The 11160-nt window shown below is 66.5% G+C and carries 13 protein-coding genes; 11 read left to right on the top strand and 2 right to left on the bottom strand.

Going from position 1 to position 11160, the window contains the following annotated elements; all coding sequences use genetic code 11:
• Both EB084_11065 and EB084_11060 read left to right on the top strand, forming a co-directional pair.
• Nucleotides 1-743 (top strand): diguanylate cyclase (locus EB084_11065; GenBank protein NDD28794.1); only part of this gene is annotated, 743 nt, incomplete at its 5' end.
• A 296-nt stretch (nucleotides 744-1039) separates the two neighbouring features.
• Nucleotides 1040-1276 carry a hypothetical protein gene (locus tag EB084_11060; GenBank protein NDD28793.1) on the top strand — a complete coding sequence of 79 codons (237 nt, stop codon included), beginning with the start codon at nucleotides 1040-1042 and terminating at the stop codon, nucleotides 1274-1276.
• Nucleotides 1277-1339: 63 nt separating this feature from the next.
• Here the strand turns inward: EB084_11060 and EB084_11055 are convergent, their stop codons facing one another.
• A complete protein-coding gene (locus tag EB084_11055) occupies nucleotides 1340-2476 on the bottom strand; it encodes an isoprenylcysteine carboxylmethyltransferase family protein (GenBank protein ID NDD28792.1) in 1137 nt (378 codons plus the stop codon).
• Here EB084_11055 and EB084_11050 point away from each other — a divergent pair.
• The 6 genes from EB084_11050 to EB084_11025 all read left to right on the top strand — a co-directional run bounded on the left by EB084_11050 (nucleotide 2055) and on the right by EB084_11025 (nucleotide 7040).
• Complete coding sequence (locus EB084_11050; protein ID NDD28791.1) at nucleotides 2055-2792, top strand: aminotransferase class I/II-fold pyridoxal phosphate-dependent enzyme; 738 nt, start codon at nucleotides 2055-2057, stop codon at nucleotides 2790-2792. The two genes, EB084_11055 and EB084_11050, sit on opposite strands and share 422 nt — an antisense overlap.
• Entirely contained in the window at nucleotides 2750-3508 is a 759-nt protein-coding gene (locus EB084_11045; GenBank protein ID NDD28790.1) for an aminotransferase class I/II-fold pyridoxal phosphate-dependent enzyme, read from the top strand. The genes EB084_11050 and EB084_11045 overlap by 43 nt, the downstream gene beginning before the upstream one ends.
• 3 nt (nucleotides 3509-3511) lie before the next feature.
• Complete coding sequence (locus EB084_11040) at nucleotides 3512-4597, top strand: 3-isopropylmalate dehydrogenase (GenBank protein ID NDD28789.1); 1086 nt, start codon at nucleotides 3512-3514, stop codon at nucleotides 4595-4597.
• Nucleotides 4598-4676: 79 nt separating this feature from the next.
• Complete coding sequence (locus EB084_11035; protein ID NDD28788.1) at nucleotides 4677-5558, top strand: 3-hydroxybutyryl-CoA dehydrogenase; 882 nt, start codon at nucleotides 4677-4679, stop codon at nucleotides 5556-5558.
• Nucleotides 5559-5630: 72 nt separating this feature from the next.
• The gene (locus tag EB084_11030) at nucleotides 5631-6428 is read left to right on the top strand and encodes an enoyl-CoA hydratase (protein ID NDD28787.1); all 798 of its coding nucleotides are present in this window, start codon (nucleotides 5631-5633) and stop codon (nucleotides 6426-6428) included.
• A gap of 3 nt (nucleotides 6429-6431) precedes the next feature.
• Nucleotides 6432-7040 (top strand): hypothetical protein, encoded by a 609-nt coding sequence (locus EB084_11025; protein NDD28786.1) that lies wholly within the window; start codon nucleotides 6432-6434, stop codon nucleotides 7038-7040.
• Between the two features lie 5 nt (nucleotides 7041-7045).
• Here the strand turns inward: EB084_11025 and EB084_11020 are convergent, their stop codons facing one another.
• Complete coding sequence (locus EB084_11020; GenBank protein ID NDD28785.1) at nucleotides 7046-7639, bottom strand: hypothetical protein; 594 nt, start codon at nucleotides 7637-7639, stop codon at nucleotides 7046-7048.
• 107 nt (nucleotides 7640-7746) lie between these two features.
• Here EB084_11020 and EB084_11015 point away from each other — a divergent pair, with 107 nt between their 5' ends.
• The 3 genes from EB084_11015 to mutS form a co-directional block, all read left to right on the top strand.
• Complete coding sequence (locus EB084_11015; protein NDD28784.1) at nucleotides 7747-8301, top strand: cob(I)yrinic acid a,c-diamide adenosyltransferase; 555 nt, start codon at nucleotides 7747-7749, stop codon at nucleotides 8299-8301.
• Nucleotides 8302-8303: 2 nt separating this feature from the next.
• Nucleotides 8304-8789, top strand: coding sequence for an acyl-CoA thioesterase (locus EB084_11010; protein NDD28783.1), 486 nt, complete (start codon nucleotides 8304-8306; stop codon nucleotides 8787-8789).
• Nucleotides 8786-11160, top strand: a 2375-nt coding sequence (mutS, locus tag EB084_11005; protein ID NDD28782.1) for a DNA mismatch repair protein MutS, incomplete at its 3' end; no start/stop codon positions are given. The genes EB084_11010 and mutS, both read left to right, overlap by 4 nt.

The raw sequence follows: 11160 nt of genomic DNA, 5'->3' as shown, positions 1-11160 counted from the left end.
CCCGTGCCGGAGGTGGAGACGATTTCCGCATTCGACCCTCCGCCCCCAGCACGCCCGCCTGGCTGCAGGCAGAGCTGGAAGCAAACCCGCTTCCGGCCCCGCCTCCCGCGCCGAGAAGTGGCCTGCTCGGCAAGTCTTCGGGTGGAGGGGGCAAGCTGCTTCGCCGTCCTGGCGAGGGCACCGATACCACCGGCGCCGCAAGACCGCCAGAGCCCACACAGACCGCATCCACCCCGGCCTCGCTGGCCATCGACCCCAGCGACCGCGACGCTTCGGGGTTTGTGGGCAAAGACGTCTTCGTCACCGCCCTGACGCGCGAGATCGAACGTGCGCAGGCCATGAACGATGCGTGTTCGGTGGTCTTCCTGAAGCTCGATCAGAGCGCCGACATCAGCAGCCGTCTCGGCGACGAACGGCTGGCCTCCATTCACACCGAGATCGCCTCCCTGGTGAACGACTTCCTCAAAGAAGGCACCGACCTGGGTGGGCACTGCGGTGATGGGCTGGCCGTGATGCTGCCGCGCACACCTTCACGCATCGCGAGGAATCTCGCCGACCAGATCTCTCGCACCGTGAGCCATCTGAACTTCCCTGACCTGAACGGCGCGAGCACCTTGAGCATCGGTATCGCCGCGTGTCCCGAGCACGGTGCAGAGGCCCAGGGTGTGCTCGACCGCGCGCGTGAAGCCTGCGCACAGGTGGCGAGCGGTGGCGGGAACAGCATCAAGGTGTTCGAAGCCTGACCCGCGACGCAGCCTCCTCCCGAAACCGGTGGGGAGCGGCCATCCCCCTGCTGCTTGTCGGCATCGTTGTGTGTTCCGTCTGGAAGGCACAGGGTGCGCCGACCTCTCCGCCACGTGCAGGCGGGCAGGCGCCCCTGTTGCGCTTGCCGGAGGTCGCCGGTGGTGCTCCATTTGACCTGGGGCGCCTCGAGGGTCGCCCCAGGCTTGTCATCTTCTGGGCACCGTGGAGTCCGCCCGCGGTCGAGATGGCGAGAGCGCTCTCTCGCCTCCCCTCCCCGCTGCCTGCAGGTGCGGGCGTGATCGATGTGGCGCTCGACTATGCGAGCGACCGAGAGGTAGCCAGCGTCACCGGACCCGCGCGCGCAGACGTCATCCATCTGCTGGGACGTCCGACCGAGCTCGAAGGCTGGGGGCGGCTCACGGCGCTGCCCGTCACCTATGCCATCGATTCGACGGGCACCGTGCGCGCAAGACGAGAAGGGCTGCTCGACACCGCCACGCTCTTGAACCTGATCCGCGACGCCTGCCGCTGAACCGGGGGCGACGGGGGAGAGTCGCCTCTCAGCGACCCGCTTCCCCGAATCGCACGACGAAGGTCAGGGTCGGATGGGGCGATCTTCCGGGCGCTCGACCTGCTCGAGAGGAATGGAGCGCCGCAGCTTCTCCGACCCGGTGAAGACCAGGGCGATGAGCGCCAGTGCGAGCCAATGCGCGCCAAACGTTCCCCACCCGGCGAAATGGCTGGCGCGCCAGAAGTGCAGGAAGATGCCGATGCAGATCCAGCCGCTGACGGTGCCCACCTCTTCCCGCAACCCGCCCCGCCAGTTGACGAACAAGGCCTGCGCCGCAATCGGGTAGGCCGGATCGAGGCGAGGGATCAACATGGGAACGCGTCTGCAGTAGCTCTCGTACACCGCGCCGAAGCGCTCGCCGAGCGTCACCTGCTCGGCAGAGATGATGGGCACGTGCACGGCGCACCATACCAGCGTGTAGGCAAGCGGCACCGAATCAACACCCGAGAGGATGGACGCGCCCAGCCCCATCAGGAAGTTGCCCAGGTAGCGCGGGTTGCGGGTATAGGGATACGGGCCTTCCTCGGTCATGAGACGCTTGCCACCGATGACCCCTTCGGTGTTCCGCGTGAACCAGCAAGCCACCCCCCAGACACGTACGAAGAGCCCTGCCAGCATCGTGGTCCATCCCCCAAGAACCCGGGCCATCGCATCCGTGCATCCTCGGTCGAGCTGTGGGTGACCGAAGACGAGGACGACCGCGACGAGTGGCACCCCGAACGCGCCACGCCAGGGGTAGATGGCATTTCCGATACGGGTGAGCAAGGACGGCGATGAAACGGACATGTTGACGGCGACACCTTTCGAGTCAAGCGCCTCCGCGAATGGACGAGCGCTCTGCGTGCGTGCACGCGGGCATGCGGGGAGGGGGGGTTGGGCGCCCGGCGGTAACAATCCTCCACGCGAAGAGAGCAACGCAGGAATGCACCTCTCGTCGACGAAGGTGCGGCCCCGTGCCACGGTCCGGCCCCGCTTGCATCTGTGCGCTTGCCACCTCTGCAGAGACGTCGCGCCCCCCCAGCCAGCCCGACACCGTGAGCAGAAAGGCAAGCCCTCTAGAATGGCAGACCCTCTGGTCGATGACTTCCTGAGCGAGCGTGTGCGCCAGATCGGCGCTTCGGGCATACGCCGCGCCTTTGATCTGGCCAATCGCAGCCACATCGAAGATCTGATCAGCCTGGGGCTCGGTGAACCGGACTTCGACACCCCTGCTTTCGTCAAGGACGCAGCGAAGCGCGCGATCGATCAAGGCCTCAACCGCTACACCACGAACGCCGGCATCCCCGCGCTGCGAGAGGCCATCGCCCAGAAGCTCGCCCGCGACAACGGAGTGAGCTACGACCCGGAGACCGAGGTCATCGTGACGGTGGGCGGAATCAACGCCATTCACCTGGCGATCCTGTCCACCATCAACCCCGGGCCGTTCGGGTCGCCCTGCGCGAAGAGAAGGGCTTCCGCCTTCAGGCAGACGATCTGAGGGCGCACATCACCGCGGCCACCAAGATGGTCATCGTGAACACCCCGCACAACCCGACCGGGGCCGTTCTCAGTCGCGAAGACCTCAGCGCCGTTGCCGAGGTGGCCCGCGCCCACAACCTGCTGGTCCTCAGCGACGAGGTCTACGAGAGCCTCGTCTACGCCCCTGCAACCCATGTGAGCATGGCCTCGCTGCCCGGCATGCGAGAGCGAACCATCTGCATCCACTCGTTCTCAAAGGCGTGGTGCATGTGCGGATGGCGCATCGGCTATGCCGCCGCCACCGCGCCGGTCATCGAGCAGATGGTGAAGCTGCAGCAGTTCAACTCGGTGCACGCCCCCTCGTACGCGCAGTGGGCCGCGCTGGCTGCACTGAAAGGTCCGCAGGACTTCATGCAGCAGATGCGTGACGAGTTCAACCGGCGCCGTCGGTTCGTCATCTCGCGGCTGAACGCCATCGACGGACTGTCGTGCGTCGAGTCAGAGGGCACGTTCTACGCGTTCGTCAACGTGAGATCGCTGGGTCGCACCTCCGAGGAGATCGCCCGCATCCTGCTCCTCGAGGGCCACGTGGTGACCGTTCCGGGATCAGCGCTCGGATCGTGCGGCGAAGGCTACCTGCGCATCTCATACACGGTGCCGATGCCCCAGCTCGAGATCGCCATGAATCGCGTCGAATCAACCGTTCGCCGTCTGCGTGAGGGAGAGGAGCTCTAGAGCATGCACAGGATTGCAGTCATCGGAGGCGACGGAATCGGTCCCGAGGTGGTGGCGCAGGGGCTGAAGGTTCTCGAGGCCGTCTCGAAGATCCACCCGTTCGGCTACACCCTCACGACCTATCCGTTCGGGGCCGAGCACTACCTGGCCACCGGCGAGATCATGCCCGAAGGCATCCTCGATGATCTCCGCGCCCACGCGGCCATCTACCTCGGGGCCCTGGGCGACCCGCGGCTCACGCCGGGCCTGATCGAGGCCGGCATCGTCGGGGCGATCCGCTGGGACCTCGACATGTATGTGAACCTGCGCCCCATCGTTCTCTACAACGAGAACCTCACGCCGCTCAAGGACAAGCGCCCGGAAGACATCGACATGGTGGTGGTGCGCGAGAACACCGAAGACGTCTACACCGGTGTGGGGGGCTTCTTCAAGAAGGGAACGCCCGACGAGGTCGCCACGCAGCAGATGACGTTCACCCGCAAGGGCGTCGAGCGTGTGATCCGATATGCCTTCGAGCTCACACGCAAGCGCAACCGCCGCAAGAAGCTCACCCTGGTCGACAAGGCCAACGCGGTCCGCGCCTTCGATCTCTGGCGACGCGTCTTCACCGAGGTGGGGAGCGAATACCCGGACGTCGAGCGCGAGACGGTCTACGTCGACGCCATGGCCATGTTCATGGTCAAGAACCCAGAGGCCTTCGACGTCGTTGTGACCAGCAACATGTTCGGCGACATCATCACCGATCTGGGCGCCATGCTGCAGGGCGGCATGGGGATTGCGGCCTCGGGCAACATCCATCCCGGCCAGGTCTCCATGTTCGAGCCCATCCACGGCTCGTCGCCAAAGTATGCCAAGACCAACCAGGCCAATCCCATCGGCGCCATCCTGGCGCTCTCCATGATGCTCGACTTTCTCGGTGAGCACGCTGCGGGCGCGGCGGTAGAGCGGTCCGTGGCCGCGCTGCTCGGGAGCGGCCGCATCTGTGACGTCTCTGCCCAGAGCGGACTCGGCACAGACACGGTGGGTGACATGGTGGTGGCCGAGATGGCGCGCCAGGCCTCGCCACAAGCCGCGGGCCAGCGCGCCTAGCGGCGCCCAGGAGACGTTCTGACCTCAACAACCCAGAGAAGGAGCAACCATCATGACGTTGACGAAGACAGCCCTGCCGGTGAAGACCATTGCGGTCATCGGCTCGGGAACCATGGGCGCAGGCATCGCCCAGGCCGCAGCGCAGGCCGGCGCAAATGTGATCATGCGAGACGTGGAGCAGCGCTTCATCGACCGCGGGCGCAAGACCATCGAAGACAGCCTGGCGCGCTTTGCGAAGAAGGGCATCATCACGGCTGACCAGCAGGCCCAGATGATGGCGCTCATCGTCAGCTGCACCGATCTGGGCGCAGTCAAGGAAGCCGACATCGTCATCGAGGCCGTCACCGAGAACATGGCCGTCAAGAAGCAGCTGTTCGCCGAACTCGACGCCATCTGCCCGGAGAAGACCGTGTTCGCCACCAACACCTCATCGCTCTCGGTGGCCGAGATGGCCCAGAGCACCCGCCGCCCAGACCGCTTCATCGGAATGCACTTCTTCAACCCCGTGCCGATGATGAAGCTCGTCGAGGTGGTGCGCACGATTCACACGTCTGAGAAGACGGTGCAGCTCGGCGTCGAGCTCGCCACCTGCATGGGCAAGGAGCCCATCGTGACCAAGGACAAGCCGGGCTTCATCTTCAACCGGCTCATCATCCCCTATCTCAATGAGGCCATGTGGGCCGTGTACGAGGGCGTGGGCTCGGCACTCGACGTCGACCGCGCCATGAAGCTGGGCGGTAACATGCCCATCGGCCCGCTTGCCCTGCTCGACCTCATCGGCATCGACGTGCAGGAGCACGCCTGCCACACCCTTTTCGAGGAGTTCGGAGATCCCAAGTTCCGCGTCTGTCCGCTGAACCGCGCCATGGTGCGCGCCGGACTGCTGGGCAAGAAGACCGGCAAGGGCTTCTACGATTACAGCACCGATCCGCCTGGCGTCGTCGACCTCAGCGCGCTCTGATCGCTTCGCCCCTGGGGGGCGGGTCGTGCGAGACCGCCGATCCGCCCTCCCACCCAAGCACAGGAGGATGGCATGTTGGAACAGGCAGTGACCTTCGAAACCCTGCTGGTCGAGCGCGATGGCGCGGCTGGCGTGATCACCATCAACCGCCCGGACAAGCTCAACGCCCTGAACAGCCAGGTCGTGAGCGATCTCAGCCGCGCCCTGCGCGCACTCGACGAAGAGCTCCCCGTGCGCGCCATCATCGTCACGGGCGCGGGCGAGAAGTCGTTCGTGGCCGGTGCCGACATCGCCGAGCTGGCCGTGCTCGACAGTGCCGGTGGGGTTGAGAAGGCCCGAATCGGGCAAGCGCTGATGCGTCAGATCGAACGGCTCTCAAAGCCGGTCATCGCCGCCATCAACGGCTTCGCCCTCGGAGGCGGCTGCGAGCTGGCGCTGGCCTGCGACATCCGAATCGCATCGGAGAACGCCCGCCTCGGCCTGCCCGAGGTGGGGTTGGGCATCATTCCCGGATACGGGGGAACCCAGCGGCTCGCGCGGGTCATCGGCAAGGGACTGGCGCTCGAGCTGGTGCTCACGGGCGCCCAGATCAAGGCCGATGAAGCGCTGCGCATCGGACTCGTGAACAAGGTGGTGCCCCAGGCCAGCCTCCTCGCCACCACCAAGGAGATGGTGGCCCAGATCGCGCGCAACGCCCCCCTTGCCGTGGCTGCCGCCAAGCGCGCCACCCACGAGGGGCTCGAGGTCGATCTCGACACCGGCCTCAGCCTCGAGCGGCTGCAGTTCGGGCTTCTGTGCAACACCCGCGACACCCGTGAAGGCCTCACCGCCTTTGTCGAGAAGCGCAAGCCCGAGTACAAGGGCGAGTAGCCCATGCACGCCAGGCGCTCTCTGGCTGGCGCGATGCTGGCCCTCAGCCTGATGGCGGCGCCGGTCGGTGCGGCACCCACCGGTGTCGCACCGGCAGCGCCAGCGGCGGAGGCCACGCCCTCGCCTTCGCCCCTCGGTCGAGCGTTCACAAGCGCGGCCTACGGCTACTCCCTGTCGCTTCCGTCAGGCTGGGAGCAGCGCCCCCGAACGGGCAGCAGCGATCTGGCCGAGGTCCGCTTCGCGCACGCCTTCCCTGCCCTTCGTGGCCTCTATCAGGTCTACGAGGGGGCCGTCACCGATCGCGCCGAGAGCTGGTATCACAGCGCGCGCACGCGCTACGAGTCGACCGCTTCGACCATGCCGCGGTTGTCAGGGATCACCTTCTCCGATCTCGAGACCACGTCGATGGGCGGCCAGAAGGCGTGGCGCTTCGGCTTCGTCGCCACCTTTCAGGAAGGCGCTCCCGTCGCTGCGCTCATCATCTTCACCCCGCGGAAGACGGGCGAGCGGGTCGACATGCACGAGGTCGTCATCACGGGAGATGCGTCAGCGATGGCCCGGGCAGACGCCGACATCGAGGCGCTGCTCAACGGGGTGCGGTTCTCGCACTGATCGTCTCAGAAGCAGCCCCGCGTCCGCCAGCTGCGGATCTCCTCGGCGTGGCCCCGCTTGTGGGCGGCCGCAGTGACCAGCAGCGCAGCGAGCGTGCTGCTGCCCCCCCAGGGCCAGTCTGCGTGATGCGTGAGGGCCCGCGGCGACAGGTCCTTGGCGAAGGCGAGCAGCACCCGCTGGCTTTTCTCGAGGGCGAGGAACACCGTTCCGGTCTCTCCCTTCTCGAGCTGCTCGGCATGGCGGCGCTCCCATTCGAGATCGCCACAACCGAAGCCCGAGAGCAGGCATCCGCCGACCGGCGAGGCGGGGTCGAATCGCTCCCCGAGGTCTGCCGCATCGCGGCGCGACGCCAGTCGCGCCTCTCGGAGGAACTCCGCCTCCCACACCGCCAGATGGGCGACGATGTCACGCACGGTGGCCTCGTCGGCCACGGCCTGCCCATCGAGCCGATCGTTCTTCAGCCCGCTCACCGCCACCTGGAGAAAGGCAGCGGAGTGCTCGAGGATGGCCACGACCTCATCGTGCGTCCAGGCGCGGGGCTCCCCTGCGGCCTCGCCGGATCGGGAAGTCTCGTCGCTGGTGGAATGGTTTATGCCCATGCGCCTCGAAGTTCCCCGCCGCAATTCGGTGCCCCTGCCCCCCCGGCCGTGTCGCGCCTTTCGAGGCCGTCACGTGAGGGGCACCTGAGAACCCTGTGGAGCAACCCATGAGAATCACGAAAGTTGTCACAAAGACCGGCGACGGCGGCGAGACCGCACTGGCCGGTGGGCGTCGTGTGCGAAAGAGCGCGCAGCGCGTGTGCGCCTATGGCGAGGTCGATGAGCTGAACTCACTCGTGGGCGTGATCCGCGCCTTCACCCCGCCAGAGACCATCGACAAGATGCTCGAACGCGTGCAGCATCAGCTGTTCGTCGTGGGCGCCGACCTCGCTACCCCCCCAGACGTGGCAGGCACCCGTGTTGAGGTAGACGTCGAGGTTGCAGAGGTCGAGAGCTGGATCGAGACCCTGATGGAGATCACCGATCCGCTTCGAGAGTTCGTCCTTCCCGGCGGCGGACAGGTGGGCGCCCACCTTCAGCTCGCTCGCGCCGTTGCCCGTCGCGCGGAGCGCACCGCCGTCGGCATGCAGGACGAAGGAGCGGTGAGCGAGTCGGTGCTCGTCTATCTCAACCGGCTCTCCGATCTGCTGTTCGTCATGGCGAGGGCCGCCAACGCATTGGAGAGCGCGCCCGAGACACTGGCGCGCTTCAAGAAAGGATAGCCATGAGCGAGGGACGCCCCGTCTCGCAGTCTCGGGTCGAGATGACCCACATCGTGATGCCCAACGATGCCAACCCGCTCGGCACGGTCTTCGGTGGCCGGGTGATGGAGTGGGTCGACATCTGCGGCGCCATCGCGGCCCAGCGCCACTGTCGAACACCTGTTGTGCTTGCGGGCCTCGACTCCATGAGCTTCTACCATCCCATCCAGGTGGGTCACATCGCCATGCTGTGGGCCAGCGTGAACTTCGTCTCGAACACCTCGCTCGAGGTGGGCGTCAAGGTCGTCTCCGAGAACCCTCTGACGGGAGAGCGAAAGCACACGTCGAGCGCCTATCTGACGTACGTCTCGCTCGATGCCCAGGGCAAGCGTCAGCACGTGGCCCCCTTGATCGCCGAGACCGACGAAGAGCGCCGGCGCTTCGCTGACGGCAACCGACGCAGGCATCTGCGCCTGGCCACGCGCCCCCAGGCTGAATCGCCGAGATGACCGACGTCGCCTACGATCCGACGACCTGGCGCGACCCCCGCGACGAGACCGAGGTCGCTGGGCTCTCCCCGATGCTCCGCCAGTACTACGACCTGAAGCGCGAGAGCGACGGCTGCCTCCTGCTCATGCGGGTCGGCGATTTCTACGAGGCCTACGGCGAGGACGCGGTGGCGGCGAGCGGCCTGCTCGAGATCGTGCTCACGAAGAAGGACGCCGGGAGCGTGGGCAAGATCCCCATGGCCGGCGTCCCGTTCTTCGCCCTCGACAACTACCTGCGGGGTCTGGTGGCGAAGGGGCGACGCGTGGCCATCGGCGACCAGGTCGAAGACCCGAAGCTGGCCAAGGGGGTGGTGAAGCGCGCCGTCACCCGCATCGTGACCTCGGGCACCATCCTCGATCCGGTGATGCTCGATGAGCGCCGCAACAACTACATCATGGCCCTTGTGAGGCAGCCCGATTCGGTGGGCGTGGCCGTGGCCGACATCACCACGGGAGAGTTCACCTGCACAGAGATCACCGATGCGACACGCGTCATCGACGAGGTTCAGCGACGACGCCCGGCCGAGCTTCTCGTGGATGGCGACCTCGCCGATGTGCGAGAGATGGCCGAGCTCGACCAGATCACCCTCGGCGAGACCCAGGCCCCCGCTGACGCCGAGGCCGAGCGCATCCTGCGCGATCACTTCGGTGTCCAGTCGCTGCGTGGCTTCGGCGTCATCGACATGCCCGCCGCGCTGCGCGCCGCCGCGACGCTCCTGCGCTACGTCCAGGACACGCAGAAGACCGCTTCGGTGGCCCTGGGCGCGCTATCGACCTACGCCACCGACGATGTGATGATCATCGACCAGACCACACGCCGCAACCTCGAGCTGGTCGAGACCCTCATGGGGCGTGAGCGTCGTGGAAGCCTGCTGTGGGCGCTCGATGCCTGCGTGACCTCGATGGGGGCGCGTCTCATGCGCGCCTGGATCGAGCGCCCGCTGATCACCCCGGAGCGCATCGAAGCCCGACATGACGCCGTGGAGGAGCTTGTCGAGCGCCTCGATGCCACCGACGCCCTCCGCGGGGTTCTCGCCCGCGTGCTCGACCTGCCACGCCTTCTGTCTCGCGCGGTGTACGGCACAGCAAACGGCCGGGATCTGCTCGCGCTCACCCAGTCGCTTGCGCGCCTGCCCGAACTTGCGACGTGCGCCCGAGAGCTGCGCGCGGCCCGATTGCGAACCCTGCTCGACGAGCTCGATTTCCTCGAGACCCTGACCTCGCGACTCGAGCGCGCTGTCTCGCCTGAGTGTCCGGTGAGCGTGCGCGAGGGGAACCTCATCAACCCCGGGTTCAGCGACGAGCTCGACGAGCTGCGTGAGATCCGGACGTCCGGACGACGACGCATCCACGAGATGGAGGAAGCGCTGCGCGAGCGCACCGGAATCCGATCGCTCAAGATCGGCTTCAACAACGTCTTCGGCTACTACATCGAGGTCACACGCGCCAACCTCTCCGCGGTGCCGGCCGACTTCGTGCGCAAGCAGACCATCGCCAATGGCGAGCGCTTCGTGAACGAAGAGCTGAAGTCGTACGAGGAGAAGATCCTCGGCGCCGACGAGCGCATCAAGAACCTCGAGCACGCCATCTTCACCGATCTGGTGAGAGAGGTGGCCGACCGCCAGGACGTCATCCGCGGCAACGCCGAACGCCTGGCCGAGATCGACGTGCTCGCCGGGCTTGCCCATGTGGCGGCGCGACACGGCTTCATACGCCCGCAGATGACCCTCGACAATGTGGTGGCGGTGCAAGGCGGCCGCCATCCGGTGGTCGAGCGAAACCTCAAGACCCCGTTCGTTCCCAATGACGTCTACGTCGACGGAGCCGACGAGCGCCTCCTCATCATCACGGGACCGAACATGGCGGGCAAGTCGACCTATCTCCGGCAGGTGGCGCTGGTGTCGATCATGGCCCAGATGGGGTCGTTCGTGCCCGCGCAATCCGCACGCCTGGGAATCGTCGACCGGGTCTTCACCCGGGTCGGCGCGTCCGACGATCTGCACCTGGGCCAGTCGACCTTCCTCATGGAGATGACCGAGACGGCGAACATCCTCAACAACGCCACGGCAAGAAGTCTGGTGGTGCTCGACGAGATCGGCCGGGGAACCTCCACCTTCGACGGGCTCTCCATCGCCTGGGCGGTGGCCGAGCACCTGCACAGCGCCATCGGCTGCAAGACGCTGTTCGCCACCCACTTCCATGAGCTCACCTCGCTCGAGCGCAGGCTCGGGGGCTGCCGCGCCTATCGGGTGGCCGTAAAGGAGAACCGGGACGAGGTGGTCTTCCTGCATCGCATCCTGGCCGGCCGCTCTGACCGCTCATATGGTATCTA

Source organism: Pseudomonadota bacterium (genome assembly GCA_010028905.1).
GTDB lineage: Bacteria > Vulcanimicrobiota > Xenobia > RGZZ01 > RGZZ01 > RGZZ01.
Note: the sequence above shows the minus strand (reverse complement) of the source record. Positions and strands in the feature narration are given on the sequence as shown.